We start from the raw sequence: 23,174 nt of genomic DNA on the forward strand, positions 1-23,174 counted from the left end.
AGGTATATGACTCGGTCCGGCGCCCGGTGATAGCTTCCAAGAGGCCACAGAGGCAAGCAGCAGCACAGCATTGGAGGGACAGGTCGGGATATGGAGCGCGTAGTGGAGCAGGTACGTGCGCTCCACCGGTTGGAACCTGCCACTAATGACCACCTTGCGGCGGTCCGGGTAGCCCTCAGCGTCGCGGTGCCATCCCTGTTCCTGCTCGCCCTTGGCCGCACGGACCTGATCATCTACGCCGTCTTCGGTGCTCTTACCGGCATGTATGGCCGTTCGGAGCCGCATCAGCTGCGGCTCCGCCACCAGGGCCAGGGTGCCCTGGTGCTGCTCAGTGGCGTCGCGGTGGGGGTAGCGCTGTCCGTCAACCACGTCCACTCGTGGTGGCTGGTTGCCGTGGAGGCAACGCTGGCCGGAGCGGGCTCGATCTACTCCGACCGGGTGCGGCTGAAGCCGAACGGGCCCTTCTTCGGCATCCTTGCACTGGGCGCGTGCGCTTCCGTGCCTGCCGCGGTCCCGTGGCACATGGCCATGGTCATTGCGGCCGCATCATCCGTATTCTCCATCCTGGTCGGATTCAGCGGCTGGGTGCGGCGGAGGGCGTGGGAGCCCGGAGCCACCCGGAAGGTACCCCGCCGGTCGGCGGCCAGGCGGCGCGAACTCGTGGTCCACGCCGCCCGGTATGTACTGGCCGTGGGCGCTGCCGGGACGGTGGGCGTGATCAGCGGCAGCGGCCATCCGCACTGGGCAATGGCAGCCGCTGCAGTACCGCTGGCAGGCGCAGACCTGCCCAGCAGCGTCCGGCGGGGTGTCCACCGCATCGTGGGAACGCTTATTGGCCTGGCGGTCACCGCCGTCGTACTTCTCCCCGGGCCCTGGAGCCTGCCGGCCCTCTACCCCGCGTTGCAGGAACCGGGACACCGGGCCGTGGTGCTGGCCCTCCTGGTGATCCTCTTCCAGTTCGCAACAGAGCTGTTCATGACCAGGCACTATGGCCTCGCGATGGTCTGGTTCACTCCCGTCGTCCTGCTGATGACCCAGCTTGCTGCACCCATCGAACCGCGGGTCCTGATCCTCGAGCGCGCCGTGGAGACCCTGGTAGGGGCGTTGTTGGGAATCCTTGTAGTGGTGGCTGTCCGCCGGCCCGGTTCACGGAAGCGTCCGGCCTTCCTGGGCCAGGGACCGCTACTTCGGCTTCCGCGCCGGCCCCGCCATTAGCCGCGCAGGAGCCACTTTGGCGACTGCGGCCACTGCCTTGTAGCGCTTGGACGGAATGGACACCGCCTTGCCGCGCTCATTGTCCGCCAGGCCTTCCCGGACCACCCGCTCGGCACGCAGCCATGTCCAGGACGGCGCCACGGACTTGTCCATCCCCATCCGGTCATGGAACTCGGTATGGGTGAACCCGGGGCAGACAGCGGTCACCTTGATCCCGCGCTGGCGGTAAGCCATGTTGGCCCACCGGCTGAAGCTCACCAGCCAAGCCTTCGCCGCGGAATAGGTGCCACGGGGCAGGAACGCGGCCACGCTGGCAACATTGATAATCCGGCCCTCCCCGCGCTCAAGCATTCCCCGCAGCGCCGCATGGGTAAGCATCATGGAGGTCTCGGCATGCAGCTTCAGGTGCCTCTTCTCGTCCTCCGCGTGGTTGTCCTCGAAGTTGTGCAGCAGCCCGATGCCCGCATTGTTCACGAGGATCCCGACCGGCCGCGCAGCATCCTGAAGGCGTTCGACGACGGCGGCGACGTCCTCGTCCTGCGTCAGGTCGGAGGGGAGCACCTCAACCGTGATTCCATACTGCCGCCGAAGCTCCTCCGCTGTTTCCGCGAGCCGCGCTGCGTTGCGCGCCACCAGCACCAGATCGTTCCCCTGCGCGGCGAGCTGCTTGGCGAATTCGTGTCCGAGCCCGGCGCTGGCGCCGGTGACGAGTGCTGTGGTCCGTGAGCTGGAGGGAGTCATGATGCAAGCCTAGCCACAGAGGCCAGGGCTGGCGCCGGCACGTGCACCCCGAAGGCGCCGCGAGGTGCCTGGGCGTGCCGCGTGCCGAGCCTTTGGTTGACCGTGCCCTGTGCAGGTTTTCCCAAGTGCAACTTGTGCAACATTTAGTAAGCATGCTTTGCTTGTGGGGATAGATGAACCTCCGCAAGCAGTTCGCGGCGGGGTTGCCAACGCTGGCGGTCCCGTGAAAGAAGCCCAAGGAAGAACATAATGACCACCGCAATGGAACACCAGCCGGCCGCGTTTGGGGAGCGCAATGAGGCAGCTGGGCAGCTTTTGGCCACCACAGTACCCGTCGACGCAGGGCTGCTTTTGACCCTCAACTCCCGCATGCATTGCCGCACGCCCATGGAGCGCGTCGACCCCGCGGAGATGCCGCTCCGGCAGCCCGTGTACGTGGACGGAAACTCCGTCGTCGCCCTGCGGCCCGGATCAGTGCCGGAAAGCATCGTCACGTACCGCTGCGCCTGCGGTTTCACCATTGATGACCCTGGGACCGCCATGGCAGTCAGCGACCGGGCGCTCGCCAGCTAACGGGCTTTCCGCCGCCCGGCGGCCGGCCGCCGCTGTCAGCCGTCAGCCTTGGGGCCAGTCGACGAACTGTTCGTAGCCTTCGTGCTTTCGCAGATAGCTGGAAATGAACGGGCAGTGCGGAATGATGCGCTTGCCCGTGGCCACCACGTCATCCAGGGCGAAGTGGGCCAGGACTTTAGCGAGACCCTGGCCCTCGAAGTCCTGCCCGGTCTCGGTGTGGGTGAAATCGATGTGCCCGGGAAGGTCGCGGAAGAAGGCCTGCACGGCAATTCTGTCATCCACCAGGAGCTCGTACCGGTGCTGCGCATCGTTGCGCCGCAGCGAGACGTTGGCGGTGAATTTGTCCTCCGCGGACGCAGTGTTCTCGGTCATGGTCTGACACTGGCACTACTTCACCCCGCTGGCAATGCCCCTTCTCCCCTTCTTCGCCCGGGTTCTGACGTGGGCTCTGGCTTTGCGGCCGCCACCGGAGACAGCCATCCGCCGGTGCCCCGGCGAAAAGCCGCCCAGCAAAAGCACTGCCACCAAAAAACAAACAGCGCCGGCTGCGAGCAGTCCCAGCGACAGTCCGCTGAGGGCCGCATCCGCCACCGGGATAAACACCACGACGACGGCGGCCCCCGCCACGGCAGGCCGGCAGCGGAGGGCGTGCATCGCCGTCGTCCGTTCCTCCAGGTGCCCAAAGGCCGCCGCCACCGGCAGGAGCAGCAGGACCAGCGCAAGGACGACCAAAGGCCGCGACCACCACCATCCAGCGGTGCCGGAGGCCGGTTTGGGGATCGGCGCCAGGAGCAGCAACCCGGACATGGCGCCAAGCAGGGGCAGGTGCCACAGGTATACGGTGAGGGACCTGGACCCGGCCACCCTCAGCAGCCGGCTGATCCAGCCCACCCGGGCCAGGGGCGCCAGGACCGGCCGGGCGAGCTCCAGGGCGCCCAGTTGCGCAACGCCCAGGATTACCAGGGTCAGGTTGGGCGGATTGAGGTTCACCAGCATGTTTCCCCGGTACAGCCCCAGCCCGGTCACCAGGCCCAGCAGCAGGTGCGCCGCAATGGTCAGGCCCAGCAGGCCGGAGCGCGAGAGTCGGGAAAAATGGCCGTCCACGGCCAGGAAGCCCAATTGCTGGACGGCGCACCACACGAACACCAGGTTGATATTTGCCAGGTCCGGAAGTGCGCCGCGCAGGCAGTCGACGGCGACCACCAGCGCGGTGAGCAGGCCGAGGGTCAGCCAGGGGGCCCGGCCATGCAGCGCGGCCAGCACCGGAATGTTCAGCTGCGCGGCGAGGTACGCTGCCAGGAACCACAGTGGCATGGCGGCGCCGGTGGCCATGAGCTGGACCACTTCCTGGTCCACGCCGAGTACGCCGGCCACGGACAGGCCGACTGCCATCGTGGCCAACAGGGCAGTGGCGGGCCGGACCAGCCGCAGGAGGCGGGCGCGGATGAACTGGGCAGCAGTGCCGCCGGCCTCCTTGAGCCGCCGCCAGGACTGCAGCCCCGTCACCCCTCCCGTAACGAAGAACAGGGGCATCACCATGAAGATCCAAATGACGGGCTCGAACCAGTCCTGGATCGCCAGCGTGTTTTCCGTGGTCACGGTACCGTCAGGGTGCAGGACGGGGCTGACCATCATCGAATGCCCCACCAACACCAGCACCAGGCAGATGAAACGGACAAGGTCGATGGCCGGATCACGGTTTGCCGTGTCCGGCCCGGTTTCTGTCCCCTGCCCGCCGGTGCGCACTGGGGCCTACAACGACTCGACGCTGCCCACGGCACTATTGTGCACCCCGCAGCGGGCGGGTTTAAGGACCATAGGGCCCTGCGAGTCCCTACTGCAGGACTGCGGGCAGCGCCAGGACGACGGCGGGCACGGGCGTGCTGCCCTGCGTCACGGCGGCGCGGAGGTACCTGCGTCCGGCAAAAAGGAGGCCAGGACCGGCTGCTTGATCCTGGCCTCCCGTCTGTGGCGGGTCCGGCTGCCGCTACCGCGCCAGCGTGGCCAGGGTGGTGGCGGCAAAGCCCTTGGCCGACGTGTTCCACATGGCCAGCAGGCCCTGCAGGTTCTCGCCGTCGGCCCGGTGGCCGGCAAGCTGATCCTGGAGAGTGGCCAGCACGCCCGTCCGCAGTTCGGTGTTGAAGTTGACCTTGCCAACGTTCATGGCGGCGGCTTTGACCAGCTCCCCGGAAGGAATCCCGGAGGCGCCGTGCAGCACCAGCGGAATGTGGACCCGAGCTGCGATGTCCTGCAGCACGTCCCAGCGCAGCCGCGGCTCACCCTTGTACTTGCCATGGACGTTGCCCACGGCGACGGCCAGGAGCTGCGCACCGGTGCGGGATACGAAGTCCTCCACCTGCGCGGAGTCCGTCAGGCCTGCCACGTCCACGCCTGACTGGCCTGCCGGCTGGCCGGCGGAGAAGGCGCGGTCCTCGTCGCCGGCCAGGCCGCCGAGTTCCGCCTCGAGGACCACGTCGGGGCCCAGCAGCGCCCGGGCATCCCGGACCAGCGCGATGTTCTCCTCGTAGGGAAGGGACGAACCGTCGGCGAGGACCGAATCCGCCCCTGCCGCGACGGCGTCGGCCATCACGTTGAGGTCCGACGCGTGGTCAAGCTGCACCGCGACCGGCACAGCGGCAGCCTCCGCCAGTCCGCGCAGCGCCGCGATGAGCCGGAGGCCGTTCGCAGTGGCGGCGGTCTTCGGGGCCACCAGCAGGATCACTCCCCTGCCGGAGTCCTCGGCGGCGCCCACCACGGCCAGCGCCGTGGTGAAGTCGTAGCAGGTGAAGGCCGGCACGGCGGAACCCTGCTGTAGGGCGGAGGTGACCAGGTGGTCCAGTCGGGTACGCATCAGACCCCCAGGCCTCCCACCAGGATCCAGGCAATGAAGGTCAGCACGAAGCCCGCCAGGCCCAGGATGGTGGTGAGGACCGTCCAGGTCTTCAGGCCGTCGGAAACGGTGAGGCCGTAGTAGCGGACCACCACCCAGAAGCCGGCGTCCGTGACGTGCGACAGGCCCAGGGCGCCGAAACCGATGGCTATGACGATCACCGCGATCTGCGCCGGGCTATAGCCGCCGCCGCTGACGGCCGCGGACAGCAGGCCGGTGGTGGTCACGATGGCCACGGTTGCCGAGCCCTGGGCGGCGCGCAGGGCGAGCGAGATGATGAAGCCGAGCAGCAGCAGCGGGACGCCGAGGGTGTCCAGGGTCTTGGACAGCGCCGAACCGATGCCGGAGACCTGCAGCACGTTGCCGAACACGCCGCCGGCGGCCACCACCATCAGGATGGAGGCGATGGGAGGCAGGGAGCCTTCGAAGATTTCACCTGTTTCCCGGAAGGACCAGCCGCGGCGGACGGCCAGCAGGAAGAAAGACAGCGCCACGGCCACCAAGAGGGCCAGGAAGGGGTTGCCGATGAACGATGCAAGCCCGTAGAGGGGATCGGACTTGGGGATCACGAGCGTGCCAACCGTGCCGAGGAGGATCTGTACGATGGGTGCTGCGATCAGGAAGATGATCAGGCCCGGCCGGGGCGGAGCGATGGCTGCGGCACCGGGGCCGTCGTGGCCCACCTTGACCAGGGAATCGGAGCCGAACTCCTCCACCTGGGCCTTCACGGCGGGCAGCAGTTCGTAGTCCTTGCGGTTCATGATGGAGGCCACCCAGTAGGACAGGAAGCCCAGGGGCACGCAGATCAGCAGCGAGATCAGGGCGATGAGCCCGATGTCGGCGCCGAGCACGCCCGCGCCGGCCACGATGCCCGGGTGCGGCGGAACGGCTACGTGGATGGAAAGCATGATGCCGGCCATGGGCAGGCCGAACTTGACCGGGTGCACCTTGGCGATCTTGGCGAAGGCGTACACGATGGGCACCAGCACGATGATGCCCACCTCGAAGAAGACGGGGATCGCAACGAGGAAGCCGACGGCGGTCAGCGCCACGGCCACGCGGCGCGCGCCGAGCTTGCGGGTGAAGTGGTCGGCCAGCGACTGGACGCCGCCGGACACCTCGATCATGCGGCCCAGCACGGCGCCGAGCGCGATCAGGATGGCAACCTTGCCCATGGTGCTGCCGACGCCGCTGGAGACCACCGTGAAGATGTCCTGCAGCGGGATGGTTGCGGCCACGGCCACCAGGATGCTGACGGTGAGCAGGGCCACGAAGGCCTGGATCTTGAAGCGGATGATCATCACCAGCAGGATGGCGATGCCCGCCGCTGCGATGGTGAGCAGCACCGGGGTGCCCAGCTCAACGGCGGGCTTGATGGCCGGGGCGTCGGCTGCCCGCTGTATCAGCGGACTCATCAGGTGGTTCACGGGGAGTTGTCTCCTTTGACGGGCCGGCCCCGGGGCAGGGCGGCATCACGGAATGGTGGGGTGGGGATTAAACGTTGCGGGACTGCGCCGGCAACGCTCGGAGGTACGACGACGGCGGAGGGGGGACCGCCGTCGTCGTACCTTTTAGTGCCGCAAGGGCAGGAGGGTGGCTTACTTGGTTCGCTTGGCGGGCGCGACAACCTTGATGACGGCGGAGTCGTCGGCGGCGGCAAGGCCCTGGGCCTGGCCCAGCAGGTAGAGCTGCTCGGCCGCAGCGGCAACGGGGGCTGCAAGGCCGGCTGCACGGGTGGCCTTGCCCACGATGCCCATGTCCTTGACGAAGATGTCCAGGCGGGAGAGGACCTCGGCGCCTTCCTCGTTGTAGGCCTCCAGGATGCGGGGGCCGCGGTTGGAGAGCATGAAGGAGCCTGCCGCGCCTGCTTCGAGGGCGGCGAGGGTCTTGGCCTGGTCCAGTCCGAGCGCGTCGGCGAGGGCCAGGGCTTCGGCGGCGGCGGCGATGTGCACGCCGCACAGGAGCTGGTTGACCGTTTTCAGGGCCTGGCCGTCACCTGGGTTGTCACCCACCACGGTGAGCGTGGAGGCCAGCAGGTCCAGTGCCGGGGCCGCCTTGGCGCGGGCTTCGGGGGAAGCACCCACGACAATCAGCAGGTCGCCTTCGCCGGCGCGCTTGGGGCCGCCGGACAGGGGGGCATCCACCAGGTCCACGCCATATTCGGCCAATTTGGCGACTGTGGCGGGGATGGCGTCGGTACCCACCGTGCTGCCCAGGATCACGACGGCGCCGGGCTCCAGGACGGAGGCCACGCCGTTCTCCCCGAAGAGGACATCGTTGAGCTGCTCGCCGTTTCGGACGGCCAGGAGGACGGCGTTCGCGCCCTTGGCGGCTTCGCGGGCGGTGGTGAAGGTGGCGATGCCGGCTTCTTCGGCGAGCTTGAGGCGGGGCTCGGCGATGTCGAAGCCGTGGACGGTCAGCTGGGATGCCAAGCGGGTGGCCATGGGCAGGCCCATGGCGCCGAGGCCCAGGACGGTGACGGTGTAATTGCTGGTCATGGTGTTTCTCCGTTGAATTAAATAGGGGCCACGCTCGGCGGGTTCCCTGGCCGAGCTTGCGAGGTTAGGGGGCGAATGGGGATGTGCTGAGCTTGCGGGTGACCTGGGCCAGGGAGTCGTCGTCGCCCACGTTGCCGGCGAACACGATGTAGGGAATGCCCTTGGCAGGTCCGTCCACCGGTTCCCACAGGCTGACGATGCCGGGCAGCATGGGGCCGCGGACAATGGCGTGGCGGATTTCCAGGCCGTGGGCTGCCACGTCCGAGGAGGTGATGCCGCCCTTGGCAATGACGAACCGGGGCGGGAAGGTCTTCAGCGTGCGGTTGACCACGTCCACGACGGCGGCGGAGACGGTGCGCGCGATCCGCAGGCTTTCGGCGGGGTCCTCGGTCTTGATGAGCAGGCGGCTGGTGTGGACGATGACGTCGCCGGCGTGGAGGGCCTCGACGACGGCGGCAACGGTCTGGTCCAGGTGCGCCTTGGCCTCCGGCTCGGCGCCGAGGAGTTTCTCGACGTCGATCTCGATGATCCGGGCGGAGCTGTGTTCGGCGGTGAGGACGTTGAGCTGGCGCGTGGTGAGGCCTACGTGCGATCCCACGACGATCAAGCCGCCGGCCTCCGACGGAGTATTGCCCGCGTAGGCCTCTTCGGAGGTGAGCGCCGCGCGGACTTCCTGGCCGATGCGGCCGCGGACAAACGGCGGACCTACGCGGTACAGGAGCTTCTTGCCGCGGCGTTCGGCTTCCTCCAGGCCCAGGGCCAGGGCGCGGAAGTCGTTCTCGGTAACGATGTCCGCCACGATGGGCGTGGAGTCCGTGGCCGGCTCGATGGCGTCGGCGACGGCCTTGGCGGAGATAGCAGGGTCCTGGGCGGCGGCTCCGGCCCGGATGATGTTGAGGTCCAGCACGATGACGGAGTCGGCAGGGAACCGGCCCTGCGACTTCTCTGCGATGTAGTCCGCCATGACGGACGTGCTGAAGCCGAAGGTGGCGTCCTTGGCGAACTCGGTTTCGGACACCGGAACCAGGGTGCCTTCGGCGCCACGCATGTAGTGGACTCCGCCAATGGTGAGCCGCCCGGCGTCGGGGAATGCCGGAACCAGCACAACGCCGTCGGTCTTCTCGCCGCTGACTTCAGCAACGGTGGCCGCGATGACGTCCGGTTCCAGGGGGAAGTGGCCGCGGAGGGTGGAATCGCTGCGGCTGACGAAGCCCAGGCGCAGCGTGTCCGGCGATCCTGCTGCCGCCAGGGCATTGCGGACCACTTCCTCATTCCGGGCTGCCGCTTCTGCGGGGTCGAGGCTGCGCGTGTTGGTGAGGACGTAGACAGCGGGCTTGCCCTGGCCGAAGGCCCAGGTGAAGTCCTCCACGTCCCAGCGGGTAAGCACCGGCAGGTCCGCCACGGACTGCGTGCCGGTGGGGTCGTCGTCAAGCACCACCAGGACGCGGGGAACCGCCGCATTGGACGCGGCCAGCGCGCCGGCAACCAGGCCGGCCGGGATCTCGAGGTCTGCCGGATAGGCGGCCAGAACGTCTGCTTCAAGCGTCACAGTGCACTCCGTTGTGTAGCGATCCGGGCTGGCGGATCCAGATGTAAAGGTAGCTGTAAGATGTCTGACATCTTGCATTTGATGTTAGTGTGGCACACGGCATACGGACGCGCAAGTACACTTGTCTGACATATCCGCCGCGGAAGCCGGAAGCAGGAATCGGGGGCAACATGGCAAGGAAGTCGCTGGTAGGCGTTGTGGCCGATGAGCTGCTTGACCGCATCATCGACGGCGAGTTCCCGCCAGGGTCCACCGTCCCCGGGGAACACGAGCTGAGCGCCCGACATGAAGTCAGCCGCATGACCGTCCGCGAGGCCATGAAGACGCTGCAGGCCCAGCGCATCCTGAGCGTGGAGCGCGGCCGCGGCACCTTCGTCAACCCACTCAGCCGCTGGGCCTCCCTCGAAGCCGTCCTGCGCGCGGCAGCGGAGGGCAAGAACGACGCCGATGCCTCCATCCAGCTGATCGAGCTCCGCCGGATGCTCGAAACGGGAGCGTGCGAGCTCGCCGCTAGACGGATTGCGGAAGAGGACATCACCGCGCTCTTCAACTACGTTTCAGCGATGAAGGCCGCCAACAGCATCAACGACGTCGCGGCCTTCGTCGAAGCGGACCTCGCTTTCCACGACGTCATTCTGCGGGCATCCGGGAACGTCTTCGTGTCGGTCCTGTTCGAGCCGCTGCACCGGGTCCTGGAAAAGCGCCGGACGGAGACCTCTGCCGTTCCCCAGATCCAGGAACACGCCATCGGCCACCACCAGAACATTGCCGAGGCACTGCGGTCCCGCGACTCCGTTAGGTCCCGCGAGGCCATGGACGCCCACATGCAGCAGACCCTGGACGACCTGAAGCAGCTGGTACTGGAAGCCAAATAGCGGCCATTTGCCGGAAGCAACGCTTTCCGCGTTCCTCTTTCAACGTTCCCGGAGTCCTACTAGGCTTCAGGGACGGCCCGCAACCGGGAGCATTGACGACCACGAGGAGCGAAGTTGTCCAACCACACGTACAGCATTTCTGAAATTGTCGGCACCTCCACCCAGGGCGTGGACGACGCCGTCCGCAACGGTATTGCCAAGGCATCCCAGACCCTGCGGAACCTGGACTGGTTCGAGGTCAAGGAGGTCCGCGGCCACCTTGAGGACGGGAAGGTCGCGGACTGGCAGGTCACCATCAAGATCGGCTTCCGCCTGGAAGAGCACTGACTTAAACAGAGCTGACCCGCAGCCGGCGTCGCGGAACATGGTTCCGGCGACCGTTGGCTGCGGGTCAGCTGTGCGTCTACGCGGCGATCAGTTTGCTGTGCCCGGGCTGCGCCGCCGCCAGACCGTGGGGACGCCGTCGAACGGCGGGAATACGTGGCCCTCAAAAAAGGACAGGACTGTATGGGGGTCGACGTCGGGGCTCCAGAGTCCGGACGCCGGGCAGTGCGAACCGGTAGCGGTGGAGGCGGCGCCGGCAGACGCCTGGCGCTCCTTCAGCAGGGCGATGCGTTTCATCGTTGAGACCATCCTGGGTGGTAAAAATCCGGGCAGTGAAAGCTGGTACTCCCACCCTACGGAACCGGCGCCCCCACACCAATGGGCGGCTGGCCAGAAAAGCCTGCTTCCACTGGACGAATATACAGCGGCTCACACCCCTGGCTTCCCCTAGCCGGCGTCGCTCCGGTCCGCTGCGGCCGCATCCCGCTCCTCGGTGGCCTCCAACGCGGCGCCCAGGCTGCCCAGCAGGGCCAGGGCGTCCGACGACGGCGATCCCGGGCGCGCGGAGTACACCCGGAGCGTCTGGTCGGCGTCCTCCGGCAGGACAAGGTTTTCAAAGTTCAGTTCCAGGTCCCCCACAGAAGGGTGGTGCAGCCGGACAGTCCCGGCGGCGCGGGTGGCAACCCGGTGGCCCGCCCACCACTGGCGGAAGTGTTCACTATGGACGGCCAATTCACCCACCAGGTGGTTCGCTTGGGGATCGTTGGGGTGCCTCCCCACATCCAGCCGCAGGGATCCTACGGCTTCAGCAGCCACCGTCTTCCAGTCCCTGAAGAGTTCCCGGGCGGCCGGATCCAGGATGGTCCAGCGGGTGAGGTTCCGCTCGGCGGGCGGCAGGGCCGGGAAATCGGCGAACAGCAGGAACGCCATCCTGTTGCCCGCCAGCACGTCGTTGCGGCGCCCCAGCACCAGGGCCGGGACATCCCCCACCGCGTCGAGCAGTTGGCGAAGCGCCGGCCGGACACCCTGGGCGGCATTGGCGCCAGGCTCCCGCGGAGCGCCTGCGCAGTTTTCGAGCAGGTCCAGCATGTGCGCGTGTTCGCTGCTGTCCAGGCGCAACGCCCGGGCCACCGCGTCCAGTACGGTGCGCGACGGGTGGATGTTGCGGCCCTGCTCCAGCCGTACGTAATAGTCGGTACTGACTCCCGCGAGCCGCGCCACTTCCTCCCGCCGGAGACCGGGGACGCGGCGGGCACCCGTGCTGGCGCCGGTCCCGGCGACCTCCGGGCTCAACCGGGACCGCATGGCTTTGAGGAATTTTCCGAACTCGGCGCTTTGACCCATGCAGACCATTGTGCCTGCGTCAGGTGCCCGGCTCTACAACGAAGGTAGGACTGGCGGTCCTAGGAAGAACAGGAACAGCCTTGGCTGCTGACTTGGTCACGGAAAGTACATAGGCTCGGGAGTGAGCCGGTGAAACCGCTTTCTTCTTCGTCGGGCAGTCGGCAACGAATCCCAGCACCATACGTTCCAAGGAGCACACACCCATGTCAGAGCTGACACTCAACAATGGCGTCACCATCCCGCAGCTCGGCTTCGGCGTTTTCCAGGTCCCGCCGGAAGACACCCAGCGCACCGTGGAGGATGCCCTCGAGGCCGGGTACCGCCACATCGATACGGCAGCGGCGTACCGCAACGAGGCCGGGGTAGGGGCAGCCCTTGCGGCCACCGGCATCCCCCGCGAGGAAATCTTCGTGACCACCAAGCTCCGCAACGGCGAGCAGGGCCGGGCCCAGGAGGCGTTCCAGAACAGCCGCAAGGCCCTGGGCCTGGACTTCATCGACCTCTACCTCATCCACTGGCCGGTTCCTTCGCAGGGCCTCTTCGTCCAGGCGTGGAAGGAGATGGAGCGGCTGTATGAGAACAAGGAAATCCGCGCCATCGGGGTCTCCAACTTCCTCTCCGACCACCTGGACACCCTGCTGGAGTCGGCAGAAACCGTGCCGGCCGTCAACCAGATCGAACTGCACCCCAGCTACCAGCAGGCAGACCTTGCCGCCAAGTGCCGGAGCCTGGGAGTCGCCGTCGAGGCGTACAGCCCGCTTGGCCAGGGCGGGGACCTGAACGGAAATGCCGTCACGGCAATCGCCAACGCCCACGATGCCACCACGGCCCAGGTGGTGCTCGCCTGGCACCTGGCCAATGGCAACATCGTGATTCCCAAGTCGGCAAACCCGGACCGCATCCGGGAGAACTTCGCGGCGTCATCCCTGACCCTGTCCCAGGACGAACTGGCCGCCATTACCGCACTGGAATCGGGAGCCCGCATCGGGTCCGATCCCGCCGTCGCCGCTTTCACCCAAATGTAGGTTCCGGCACTCGCTGCCACCGAAACCGAAAGGATTTTCCATGCAGTACACCCATTTGGGCCGATCCGGCCTGAAAGTCTCCCGCCTCTGCCTGGGCACCATGAACTTTGGGCCCCAGACGGAGGAGGCGGACGCGCACAGCATCATGGATTCCGCGCACGAAGCCGGCATCAACTTCTTTGATACTGCCAACGTCTACGGCGGCGCGGAGCACCGCGGCTGGACCGAGGAGATCATCGGGCGCTGGTTCGCCAAGGGCGGCGAGCGCCGCGAGCACACGGTCCTGGCCACCAAGCTCTACGGCACCATGACGGACCGGCCTAATGAATCGAAGCTGTCCGCGCTGAACATCCGCCGGGCCTTGGATGCCAGCCTCAAGCGCCTGCAGACCGACTACATCGACGTGTACCAGTTCCACCACATTGACCGTGACACCCCGTGGGACGAGATCTGGCAGGCCATCGAGGTTGCCGTGCAGCAGGGGAAGATCCTCTACTCGGGCAGCAGCAACTTTGCCGGCTGGCACATCGCCCAGGCCCAGGAAGCAGCGCGCCGCCGGAATTACACCGGCCTGGTCAGCGAGCAGTCCATCTACAACCTGTTCATGCGCCAGGTGGAACTCGAAGTCATTCCGGCTGCGCAGCAGTACGGCCTGGGACTGATCCCCTGGTCGCCGCTTCAGGGCGGGCTGCTGGGCGGCGTGCTGAAGAAAGAACGCCAGGGAGTCCGCCGCACCGAGGGCCGGGCCGCCGAAACGCTGAAGAAGCATGAGGACCAGATTCGCCAGTATGAGGACTTCGCCGACGAGCTGGGCCACGAACCCGGCGACGTTGCCCTGGCCTGGCTCCTGCACCAGCCTGCGGTGACCGCACCGATCGTGGGCCCCAGGACCCAGGAACAACTGGATGCCGCCATCCGCGCCCTGGACGTCACACTCGACGCAGACGCGCTCAAGCGGCTGGACGACATCTTCCCCGGCCACCGCACGGCACCGGAGGACTACGCGTGGTAACCACGCTTCCGTCCCGTACGGTGTCGCCGGCGAACATCCTGTTCATCGGCGGCACCGGCGTCATCAGCACGGCTGCGGCGGAACGCGCCGTCGCACTGGGCCATCGGCTGACCATCCTCAACCGGGGCCAGTCCACGAGGCCGGTCCCGGAAGGGACCGAGGTGCTGCATGCCGACGTCCGTGACCCGGAGGCCGTCCGCGAGGTGCTGGGCGGCAGGGAGTTCGACGCCGTGGCGGACTTCATCTCCTACACCCCGGACCAGGCGCAAACCAGCATGGACCTGTTCCGGGACCGGGTTGGGCAGTACGTCTTCATCAGCTCCGCCTCCGCGTACCAGAAGCCGCCCACCAGGCTTCCCATCCGCGAGTCCACGCCGCTGAAGAACCCGTTCTGGCAGTATTCGCGCGACAAGATCGCCTGCGAGGAACTGCTCTTCCAGGCGTACCGGGAGGAGGACTTCCCGGTGACGGTGGTCCGGCCGTCACACACCTACGACCGCACCAAGATCGCGATGGTGGGCGGCTGGACAGACATCCACCGCATGCGCAACGGCCTGCCGCTCATGGTTCACGGGGATGGCACCTCGCTGTGGACGCTGACGCACAGCAAAGACTTCGCCAAGGCGTTTGTCGGGCTGCTCGGACGGCCCCAGGCCGTGGGCGAGAGCTACACCATCACCTCGGACGAATACCTGCCGTGGAACCAGATTTACCAGCTCTTCGCCCGGGCGGCCGGCGTCGGCGAACCCGAACTGGTGCATGTGGCGTCCGAAACCATCGCCGCCCATGACCAGGAACTGGGTTCCAACCTCCTGGGCGACCGGTCCCATTCGGTGGTGTTCGACAACACCAAGATCAAATCCCTGGTCCCGGACTACACCGCCACCATCCCGTTCGCGGACGGCGCCCGGGAGATCGTGGAGTGGCACGACAACCACCCGGAGCTGCAGCAGGTAAACGGGGCCTACATGCAGCTTTCGGACAAGCTCACCGCCTGGTCCCGCCGGGGCGCCTGAACACCGGCCACGGACTGGAAACTGGCCTGCCGGATCCAGCGGCAGGCCAGACGCGTTTAACCGCTGTGCTACATTTCGGCGCATGACCTCGTCCCCTTCGAACCATCCTGCCGACGGGCATCCCGCCGACGGCCCCGTTGCGGCGGCCATCGGGCTTCTGGCAAACAAGGGATTCGATGCGACATCCGTAGAGGAGCTGGCAGAAGCCTCGGGCATGAGCCGCAGCACGTTCTTCCGCAGGTTTGGGTCCAAGGAGGACGTCGTCTTCGCCGACCACGAGCGGATCCTGGCCCAGGTGAACCAGCGGCTCGCCGAATCAAGGCTGGAACCGCTGGCTGCCGTTGCGGAGGCAGCCATGCTGGTCTTTGAGCACCACCTGCAAAACCCAGCAACCTCCCGGGCCAGGCACGGGCTGCTCCAGGCGGTTCCGGCCCTGCGGGACCGGGAACTGGTGACATCCCACCGGTACGAGCGAGCATTCCTGCACTACCTCAATGACAAACTGCCCCGCGATGGCGGCCGTGAGTACAAGGCCGTGGCCTTCGCAGCCGCGGTGGTGGCCGTGCACAACGCATTCCTCCGGGACTGGCTTCGTGCGGCGCCTGCCGCCGGACAAGCCGACTCCGGGGACCGGAAGCGGGCGGCAGCCCTCGCCGCCGAGCTTCAGGCACTCTCGGAAACGTTCAGGCCGGCACTCCTCGGCGCCGGGGCCGCCGCTCCTCTTGCGCCGACCGTCGTCGTCACCGTTCTTTCCGGTGCCGCGGACAAGGACGCGGTGGCCCAGGCGGTCCGCGACGCCCTCCCCTGATCTCCCCACCGCTCTTGAAACTGAGTTTCTTGACGTGGAACTGCGTTTCAATGCATCCTTAGAGCGTGTGGTGCAGGCCACACGGCCCCGGCCTCCCCGCCGCCGCTGATTCGAAGGATGCATATTCATGACGACGACGTCACCCGGCCCCGCGGCCACCATCACCGGAGGTGCGCCGAAGTTTCCGGCCGGAACGGTAGAGCCCGAGTACCTTCTCACCGAAGCCCTCGGCACCGATCCCGCCTCCGTCTTCGCCGGCATCAACGCCGAAGACCGCGCGTACTGGGACCGCGCCCGCCGCTTTGTCCAGGACGAGGTCCTCCCCGTCATCGACGGCTACTGGGAACGCGGCGAGTACCCGCTGCACCTCCTCCGGCGCCTTGGCGAACTGGACCTGCTCCGCGACGGCGTACCGGTGGACGGTTTTGCACCGATGAGCAGCATGGCCGCCGGTCTGGTGAACATGGAAATCAGCCGCGGCGACGGCTCTGTGGCAACGATGGTCGCAGTCCAGGGCGGCCTGGCGTTGCGGTCCGTGGCTGAGTGCGGCTCCGGCCCCCAGAAGGAGCGCTGGCTTCCGGCGATAGCCAGCGGCGCGGAATACGCGGCTTTCGCCCTGACCGAGCCCACCCACGGATCGGACTCCGTGGCCCTGGAAACTACGGCCACCCGTACCCACGGGGGTTTCCTGCTCAACGGTGAAAAGAAGTGGATCGGCAACGGTTCCGTCGGCGGCCTTACGGTCGTCTGGGCCCGGGGCGATGACGGCCAGGTCCATGGCTACCTGGTTCCACAGGACTCCCCCGGCTACAGCGCCAGCAAGATCGAAGGCAAACTCGCCCTCCGTGCCATCTGGCAGGCGCACATCCGATTGGAGAACGTCTTCGTTCCGGAAGAGAGCGTCCTGCCCGGCGCCCGGACCTTCAAGGACACGGCCCGCGTCCTGCTGGCCACGCGCCTGGGCGTGGCCTGGTCCGCCGTCGGGCATGCCACTGCCTGCTACGAAACGGCCGTCCAGTATGCCAAGCAGCGCAAGCAGTTCGGGCGCCCGCTGGCCGCCTCCCAGATCGTCCAGGAGCGGCTCGCGCGGATGCTCAGCGAACTGGCCACCATGCAGCTGATGGTGGTGCAGATGACGCGGCTCGATGAAGCCGGAGCGCTGACCCCCGAGCAGGCTTCCCTGGTCAAGTACACCTGCACCCGGACGGCGCGCGGCATAGCCTCAAATGCCCGCGACCTCTTGGGCGGCAACGGCATCCTGCTGGAAAACCGCGTGGCACGGCACCTGGCCGACATCGAAGCCATCCACACCTACGAAGGCACAGAGACCATGCAGGCCCTCATTATCGGCCGGGGCATCACCGGCACCTCCGCCTTCGCCTGACCTCCCTCCCTGGTCTTGGCCAGGCCTTCCCGAAAGGACCGTTCTTGAACCAGAACGCCAACATCCCCGTCATCCTGGGCGGCGCCCGCACTCCGTTCGGCAGGTTCCGCGGCGGCCTGACGCCCTTCTCGTCAAGCGATCTGGGCGCCCATGCCATCCGCGCCGCGCTGGAACGCACCGGCGTGGCGCCGGAGCAGATCGGGGCCGTCATTGTCGGCCAGGTCATCCAGGCCGGCGCCGGCCAGGGGCCCGCACGCCAGGCCAGCCTGGCCGCGGGAATCGGCTGGGACGTCCCCACCATCACCATCAACAAGCTCTGCCTGTCCGGGCTGACGGCAGTCATTGACGCCGCCAGGATGATCCGCACCGGGGAAGCCGACTTCATCGTCGCCGCAGGCCAGGAGTCGATGACCAACGCACCCCACCTGGTCCCCGGGCTCCGCGCGGGCGTCGTCATCGGCGACGCCCCCATGCTCGACTCCCTGAACCACGACGGGCTGCAGGACCCTGTCAGCGGCAAGCTGATGGGTGAGGCCACCGACGCCGGCAACACCGAACGCGGCATCACCCGCGAGGAGCAGGATGCCGTGGCTGCGCGTTCGCACCAGCGCGCCGAGGCTGCCCGCGCCGCAGGAGTGCTGGCCGAAGAGATTGCGCCAATCGAGGTGCCGCAGCGCAAGGGAGCCGCCGTGGTCCTTGAGCACGACGAGGGCATCCGTCCGGAAACAACGCCCGAATCCCTGGCCCAGCTCCGTCCGGCATTTTCGAAGGATGCGGCCGCCACCATTACCGCCGGGTCCTCCTCTCCGCTCTCCGACGGCGCGGCGGCACTGGTCATTGCCAGCAAGGCGGCGGCAGAGGCCGCGGGGTTGGAGTGGATTGCGGAGATCCGGGCGCACGGGCAGACAGCCGGGCCCGACGGCTCCCTGCACTCCCAGCCCGCCCGGGCGATCGAGCGCGCCCTCAAGGAAGAGGGGCTCACCGCGCAGGAACTGGACCTGGTGGAGATCAACGAAGCGTTCGCCTCGGTCCTCATCCAGTCCGCCAACGATCTCGGGATTGAAACGGAGACCGTGAACGCGGAAGGCGGTGCCATCGCCCTGGGCCATCCCGTCGGCGCCTCGGGCGCACGCCTGGTGCTGCACCAGGCGCTGGCGCTGAAGCGCCGCGGTGGAGGCACCGGCGTCGTCGCCCTTTGCGGTGGCGGCGGCCAGGGTGACGCCCTGATCCTCAAAGCATGACCCATCCCAACGAAGAAGCAGGCCATGACCAACACCAACTCCGCTGACGGCTTCGCCACCATCTCCGTCGCTGCCGTCCTGGCAGAATCAGCAAAGAGGACCCCCGACAGCATTGCCCTGGTGGTCGGCGAGGACCAGGTGAGCTATGGCGACCTCTGGCGCCAGACCCGCTCGTACGCCGGCGCGCTGCGGGCCCGCGGCATCGGCCCGGGAGACGCCGTCGCCGTCCTGATTCCCAACGTCCCGGACTTCGCGAGGGTGTACTACGCCATCCTGTCCCTTGGCGCCATCGTGGTTCCGGTGCACGCCCTGCTCAAGGCCCGCGAGATCGAATATGTCCTGCAGGACAGCGGCGCCAAACTGCTGATCTGTGCCGCTCCGCTGCTCGGGGAGGGGGCCGCGGGCGCCTCGGCCAGCGGAGTGGACGTGGTGACGGTCATGGCTTCCGACGACGGCGGGTTTCCACGGCTCGAAACGGAAGCTGCGTCCGCGGAGCCGATCCGGACGTACGAGCCCTGCCGCCCGTCCGACACGGCCACCATCCTGTACACGTCCGGCACCACGGGCAAACCGAAGGGCGCGCTGGGCACCCACTTCGCGCTGGTGGAACAGACCAGCACCCTGCTGACCAGCGTGATGGACTTCCGGCCCGGCGACGTCCTCTTTGGCGGCCTGCCGCTGTTCCATACCTTCGGCCAGACGGTGGTGCTCAACACGGGTCTACGCGCCGGCGCCACGATCGTCCTGATGCCGCGGTTCACCGGCCCGGACGCCCTGAAGCTCCTGGCCCGGCACAACGTCAACATCTTCATTGGAGTGCCCACCATGTATGTGGCGCTCCTGGAAGCAGCCAAGACGGTGCCGGACCGGCCGGCAGCCCTGCGGTACGGCGTTTCCGGCGGTGCGTCGCTTCCGCTGGCCGTCATGGACAAGTTCCGCGACGTCTACGGCGTGGAGATCCATGAAGGCTACGGCCTCACCGAGACCTCCCCCGTGGCAGCCTTCAACCACGTTGGCACGGCGCCGCGGCCGGGCACCATCGGGGTCTCCATCTGGGGAGTAGACATCGAAATCGCCCGGCCGGAGGTGGTGGAGAGAATCGAACTGGTGCCCAACGGTGAGCTCGGCGAACTGGTCATCCGCGGGCACCTGCTGATGAAGGGCTACCTCAACCGGCCCGAGGCCACGGCTGAGGCCGTGGTGGACGGCTGGTTCCGTTCGGGGGACCTTGGCACCAAGGACGACGACGGGTACCTCACCATTGTGGACCGCAAGAAAGACATGATCATCCGCAACGGCTACAACGTCTACCCGCGGGAGGTCGAGGAAGTCCTGCTGACCCACCCGGCGGTGGTCAGCGCCGCTGTCTACGGCATTCCGGACGACGTTCACGGTCAGGAGATCGCCGCCGCCATCGTGCTGGACGCCGGGGCAACGGTCAGCAAGTCCGAGCTGATCGACTTCGCAAGCGCCCAGCTGGCGGCCTACAAATACCCGCGGGTGGTCCGGATCCTCTCTGAATTGCCACTGGGACCCAGCGGGAAGATCCTCAAGCGGAAGCTGGCGGAGGACCCGGCCTAAGGCCAGGTGCTCCATCAGTGCGCCGCACTTGGGAATTTCCTTCGTTCTGCCGAAAGGACCGGCCTTGACCGCCACCAGCCGTACTGGCTACGCCACCCTCGACGTTCCAGTGCACGGCGGTGTCCTCCGAACCGCGATCTGGGGGCCTGCGGACCCAACGGCACCCACGGTCCTCGCAGTGCACGGCGTGACATCGTCGCACATGCAGTGGGCTGTCCTCGCCGACGCCCTTCCGGGCACCCGCATTATCGCTCCGGACCTGCGGGGCCGGGGCCGCAGCAGCAGCCTGCCGGGCCCGTACGGGATGGCCACGCACGCGCAGGACCTGGCGGCTCTCCTGGACGCTGTTGATGTGCGGCAGGTGTTGGTGCTGGGACACTCCATGGGCGCTTTCGTGGCAGAGGTCTTCGCGCACCTGCGCCCGGACAGGGTCAGCGCGCTGGTCCTGGTCGACGGCGGCCTGCCGCTCCCCATTCCGCCCGGCGTCACCATCCCCCAGGCCATCCAGGCCATCCTCGGGCCTGCCGCCGCCCGGCTGTCCATGACCTTCCCCGATCACGGGACGTACCTGGAATTCTGGCGCGGCCACCCGGCCTTCGCCGACGGCTGGAACGACGCCGTTGAAGCGTATGCCCGGTATGACCTTCTGGGTAAACCGCCGGAACTCCGCCCCTCGACCGCCGTCGAGGCCATGAGCGAGGACTCCGCCGACCTCTTGGCAGGGGAAGCGGTCCCCCGGGCCCTGGAACAGCTGCGGCATCCCGCGGTGCTGTTGTGGGCGCCACGCGGCCTCCGGGACGAATCCCCGGGCCTGTACACGCAGGAGATCGTGGACCGCCACCTGCATGGCCGTGCCTGCCTGCGGGCCGAACTGGTGCCGGACGTCAATCACTACACGATTGCCATGGGCGGGTCCGGTGCGGAACGGATAGCTGCTGTGATCAACGGGCTGCTGAACCGGGAGAGCGCCATTTCCCGTTAATGTCCGGGCCATTCCCGCAAGATTGTCCCGGCGTCCCTGGGCCGGGACGGCCGGCAGAGGGCAGACTGATGGCATGACACTTGCACCGCTCATCGAACTCAATGACGGCAACGGGATTCCGCAGCTGGGGCTTGGCACCTGGCCTCTGGACGACGAACAGGTGGCTGCCGCCGTCGTCCAGGCCGTGGAAGCCGGCTACCGGCACATCGATACCGCTGTGAAATACGGCAACGAACGCGGAGTGGGCAACGGCATCCGGGCCAGCGGCGTGGACCGCAGCGAGCTGTTCATCACCACGAAGCTTGACGGCGAATTCCAAGGCCATGACCGCGCGGTGGCCGGCCTGGAGGGATCGCTGAAGCGACTGGGGCTGGATTATGTAGACCTGCTGCTGATCCACTGGCCGCTGCCCGGCAGGGACCAGTACGTGTCCACCTGGCAGACATTTGAGCGGCTGCAGGCAGAGGGAAAGGCCAGGTCCATCGGGGTATCCAACTTCAAGCCTGCCCACCTTGAAAGGCTCATGGCCGAAACCGATGTGGTGCCGGCCGTGAACCAGATACAGCTCAGCCCCGCCATCACCCGGACGGCTGAGCGCGAATTCCACTCCCGTCATGGAATTGTCACGGAATCCTACAGCCCTCTTGGCGGCTCAGGCGCTGGTTTGCTCAGCGCCCCCGTCCTTTCCCAATTGGCGGAAAAACACGGAAAAACCCCCTCCCAGCTGGTCCTGCGGTGGCACGTACAAAACGGATTGGTAACGATTCCCAGGACCTCCTCACCGGGCCGGATGGCAGAGAACCTGGACGTCTTCGATTTCGCCCTGGACCCGCAGGATCTAGCGGAACTTTCGGTCTTGGACGAGGGGCCCGAGGCAGGCAATGATTCCGACAGGACCGGGCACTAAACCCGCCCAGAAGTGCACTTTTTACGAGAAACGGGGTTGGCAAAAAGATAGTAAGCATGATTACTATTGAGCCAGAAGGACGAAGTGCCTCCGGAACATGGGGGCCTCCTTTACTTAGGAAGAGAGCGACAAATGGGATTTATTGCATTTCTGATTCTCGGACTTATTGCCGGTGCGATCGCTAAGGCGATCCTCCCGGGCAGGCAGGGTGGCGGCTGGGTCATCACCCTGATCCTGGGCGTCGTTGGCGCATTGCTCGGTGGCTGGCTGGGCGGGATGATCTTCGGCAGTGGACTGCAGGAGTTCTTCTCGATCCAGACGTGGCTGCTGGCGATCGTCGGCTCGCTGATCGTCCTTGCCATCTATGGCATGGTCACCAAGCGCAGCGCCCGCGGATAACTGCACGGGCAAGCCAGGAGGCCGGCCTGGGGACACCATCCCCGGGCCGGCTTTCATTTTCTCCGGCACCGGCGCCTTGCCGCCCCCGGCCGGGACTGACAACCTTCTCGCAGAGCAGGAGTTCATCGTGAAAAACAAGCTTCTTTTGGGTGTAGGCGTTGCCGTCGGCTATGTCCTTGGCTCGCGGTCAGGCCGTGCCGCCTACGACAAGCTGAAGGCCCGCGCGGTCGGCATCTGGGACAGCAAGCCGGTCCAGGACAAGGTTTCCGTGGCCACGGAAACCTTGAAGGAAAAGGCTCCTGACGTGGCAGACCAGCTGGGCGAAGCTGCGCGCAGGGCCGGGACGGTGATTGGTTCTGCCATGCATCGCGACAGCACCTCCGGTTCCAAGGCTTCCGGGCCCGACGCAATGACATCCGCAGGTGCTGCGGCCGGTACGTCGCCTGCCCCAACCCAGGGAACTGCCGGCGGCGCGGGGAGCCTTGGCGGAGACCACGTCCCTGCCCACAGCACCCATCCCGAGACCACCAATCTGGGCACTTCGGACGGAACCGGAACCAACTCCTGACAGCGCCCCAATCCGTTTCATGACGGAGCACCGCAGTGTGACTTCGGCTTGACCCGGCGTTGTGTTACAAAAGCCTTGCTGGCCGTCGCGATCCTTGGGGGACGTGGCGGCCAGCAGCGTTTAACAGGCTGATCCGGCGTGCTTCCCGGTTTTCCACATAGGGGTTTTGGGTGGTCTTCATTGTCAGTGGTGGCTGGCAGAGTGGGGTTATGGAGGCCATTGGGGAGGATCTTGGTGGGGCG

At 66.9% G+C, this 23,174-nt stretch carries 24 protein-coding genes; 15 read left to right on the forward strand and 9 right to left on the reverse strand.

The window, feature by feature from the left end:
- Nucleotides 1-90: 90 nt before the first annotated feature.
- Nucleotides 91-1,215 (forward strand): FUSC family protein, encoded by a 1,125-nt coding sequence (locus J2X98_RS20805; RefSeq protein WP_307312035.1) that lies wholly within the window; start codon nt 91-93, stop codon nt 1,213-1,215.
- On the opposite strand, the gene J2X98_RS20810 is transcribed toward J2X98_RS20805, so the two are convergent.
- On the reverse strand, nt 1,183-1,956 hold the full coding sequence (locus J2X98_RS20810) for an SDR family NAD(P)-dependent oxidoreductase (protein WP_307312036.1): 774 nt from the start codon (nt 1,954-1,956) through the stop codon (nt 1,183-1,185). The two genes, J2X98_RS20805 and J2X98_RS20810, sit on opposite strands and share 33 nt — an antisense overlap.
- Before the next feature lie 249 nt (nt 1,957-2,205).
- Between J2X98_RS20810 and J2X98_RS20815 the strand changes: the two genes are divergently transcribed.
- Nucleotides 2,206-2,529, forward strand: a complete 324-nt coding sequence (locus J2X98_RS20815) for a hypothetical protein (protein ID WP_141944209.1) — start codon at nt 2,206-2,208, stop codon at nt 2,527-2,529.
- A gap of 42 nt (nt 2,530-2,571) precedes the next feature.
- Here the strand turns inward: J2X98_RS20815 and J2X98_RS20820 are convergent, their stop codons facing one another.
- From J2X98_RS20820 to J2X98_RS20845, 6 genes are all read right to left on the reverse strand, one after another.
- Nucleotides 2,572-2,901 (reverse strand): GNAT family N-acetyltransferase, encoded by a 330-nt coding sequence (locus J2X98_RS20820; protein WP_307312038.1) that lies wholly within the window; start codon nt 2,899-2,901, stop codon nt 2,572-2,574.
- A gap of 15 nt (nt 2,902-2,916) precedes the next feature.
- Entirely contained in the window at nt 2,917-4,275 is a 1,359-nt protein-coding gene (locus J2X98_RS20825) for an acyltransferase family protein (RefSeq protein WP_307312040.1), read from the reverse strand.
- Nucleotides 4,276-4,516: 241 nt separating this feature from the next.
- Complete coding sequence (locus J2X98_RS20830) at nt 4,517-5,380, reverse strand: class II fructose-bisphosphate aldolase (protein ID WP_141944215.1); 864 nt, start codon at nt 5,378-5,380, stop codon at nt 4,517-4,519.
- Nucleotides 5,380-6,846 (reverse strand): GntP family transporter, encoded by a 1,467-nt coding sequence (locus J2X98_RS20835; RefSeq protein WP_141944217.1) that lies wholly within the window; start codon nt 6,844-6,846, stop codon nt 5,380-5,382. Before J2X98_RS20835 ends, J2X98_RS20830 begins: the two co-directional genes overlap by 1 nt.
- Before the next feature lie 171 nt (nt 6,847-7,017).
- The gene (locus J2X98_RS20840) at nt 7,018-7,917 is read right to left on the reverse strand and encodes an NAD(P)-dependent oxidoreductase (protein ID WP_141944219.1); all 900 of its coding nucleotides are present in this window, start codon (nt 7,915-7,917) and stop codon (nt 7,018-7,020) included.
- Nucleotides 7,918-7,981: 64 nt separating this feature from the next.
- On the reverse strand, nt 7,982-9,466 hold the full coding sequence (locus J2X98_RS20845; RefSeq protein ID WP_307312046.1) for a four-carbon acid sugar kinase family protein: 1,485 nt from the start codon (nt 9,464-9,466) through the stop codon (nt 7,982-7,984).
- A gap of 170 nt (nt 9,467-9,636) precedes the next feature.
- On the opposite strand from J2X98_RS20845, the gene J2X98_RS20850 reads away from it, so the two are divergent.
- Nucleotides 9,637-10,341 carry a FadR/GntR family transcriptional regulator gene (locus J2X98_RS20850; protein ID WP_307312048.1) on the forward strand — a complete coding sequence of 235 codons (705 nt, stop codon included), beginning with the start codon at nt 9,637-9,639 and terminating at the stop codon, nt 10,339-10,341.
- A gap of 114 nt (nt 10,342-10,455) precedes the next feature.
- On the forward strand, nt 10,456-10,668 hold the full coding sequence (locus J2X98_RS20855) for a dodecin (RefSeq protein ID WP_141944225.1): 213 nt from the start codon (nt 10,456-10,458) through the stop codon (nt 10,666-10,668).
- A gap of 87 nt (nt 10,669-10,755) precedes the next feature.
- Here J2X98_RS20855 and J2X98_RS20860 read toward each other — a convergent pair whose 3' ends face one another.
- Nucleotides 10,756-10,962, reverse strand: coding sequence for a hypothetical protein (locus J2X98_RS20860; protein WP_307312050.1), 207 nt, complete (start codon nt 10,960-10,962; stop codon nt 10,756-10,758).
- A 150-nt stretch (nt 10,963-11,112) separates the two neighbouring features.
- The gene (locus J2X98_RS20865) at nt 11,113-12,009 is read right to left on the reverse strand and encodes a helix-turn-helix domain-containing protein (protein ID WP_141944229.1); all 897 of its coding nucleotides are present in this window, start codon (nt 12,007-12,009) and stop codon (nt 11,113-11,115) included.
- 203 nt (nt 12,010-12,212) lie between these two features.
- Here J2X98_RS20865 and J2X98_RS20870 point away from each other — a divergent pair, with 203 nt between their 5' ends.
- The 11 genes from J2X98_RS20870 (at nt 12,213) to J2X98_RS20920 (ending at nt 22,932) form a co-directional block, all read left to right on the forward strand.
- Nucleotides 12,213-13,034: an aldo/keto reductase gene (locus tag J2X98_RS20870; RefSeq protein ID WP_141944231.1), complete on the forward strand. Its 822-nt coding sequence runs from the start codon at nt 12,213-12,215 to the stop codon at nt 13,032-13,034.
- A 40-nt stretch (nt 13,035-13,074) separates the two neighbouring features.
- The gene (locus J2X98_RS20875; protein ID WP_141944232.1) at nt 13,075-14,046 is read left to right on the forward strand and encodes an aldo/keto reductase; all 972 of its coding nucleotides are present in this window, start codon (nt 13,075-13,077) and stop codon (nt 14,044-14,046) included.
- Entirely contained in the window at nt 14,040-15,062 is a 1,023-nt protein-coding gene (locus J2X98_RS20880) for an SDR family oxidoreductase (RefSeq protein WP_307312055.1), read from the forward strand. The genes J2X98_RS20875 and J2X98_RS20880 overlap by 7 nt, the downstream gene beginning before the upstream one ends.
- Before the next feature lie 82 nt (nt 15,063-15,144).
- Entirely contained in the window at nt 15,145-15,870 is a 726-nt protein-coding gene (locus tag J2X98_RS20885) for a TetR/AcrR family transcriptional regulator (protein WP_141944236.1), read from the forward strand.
- Nucleotides 15,871-15,997: 127 nt separating this feature from the next.
- On the forward strand, nt 15,998-17,254 hold the full coding sequence (locus tag J2X98_RS20890) for an acyl-CoA dehydrogenase family protein (RefSeq protein ID WP_307312060.1): 1,257 nt from the start codon (nt 15,998-16,000) through the stop codon (nt 17,252-17,254).
- Nucleotides 17,255-17,298: 44 nt separating this feature from the next.
- Nucleotides 17,299-18,495 (forward strand): acetyl-CoA C-acetyltransferase, encoded by a 1,197-nt coding sequence (locus J2X98_RS20895; protein ID WP_307312063.1) that lies wholly within the window; start codon nt 17,299-17,301, stop codon nt 18,493-18,495.
- Between the two features lie 24 nt (nt 18,496-18,519).
- The gene (locus tag J2X98_RS20900) at nt 18,520-20,076 is read left to right on the forward strand and encodes a long-chain-fatty-acid--CoA ligase (RefSeq protein WP_307312066.1); all 1,557 of its coding nucleotides are present in this window, start codon (nt 18,520-18,522) and stop codon (nt 20,074-20,076) included.
- A 64-nt stretch (nt 20,077-20,140) separates the two neighbouring features.
- A complete protein-coding gene (locus J2X98_RS20905; RefSeq protein ID WP_307312068.1) occupies nt 20,141-21,058 on the forward strand; it encodes an alpha/beta hydrolase in 918 nt (305 codons plus the stop codon).
- Between the two features lie 73 nt (nt 21,059-21,131).
- The gene (locus tag J2X98_RS20910) at nt 21,132-21,965 is read left to right on the forward strand and encodes an aldo/keto reductase (protein ID WP_307312070.1); all 834 of its coding nucleotides are present in this window, start codon (nt 21,132-21,134) and stop codon (nt 21,963-21,965) included.
- 132 nt (nt 21,966-22,097) lie between these two features.
- Entirely contained in the window at nt 22,098-22,364 is a 267-nt protein-coding gene (locus J2X98_RS20915; protein WP_043451908.1) for a GlsB/YeaQ/YmgE family stress response membrane protein, read from the forward strand.
- Nucleotides 22,365-22,491: 127 nt separating this feature from the next.
- Nucleotides 22,492-22,932: a YtxH domain-containing protein gene (locus J2X98_RS20920; RefSeq protein ID WP_141944248.1), complete on the forward strand. Its 441-nt coding sequence runs from the start codon at nt 22,492-22,494 to the stop codon at nt 22,930-22,932.
- Nucleotides 22,933-23,174 lie beyond the last annotated feature (242 nt).

It is taken from the genome of Pseudarthrobacter enclensis (genome assembly GCF_030811655.1).
GTDB lineage: Bacteria > Actinomycetota > Actinomycetes > Actinomycetales > Micrococcaceae > Arthrobacter > Arthrobacter enclensis_A.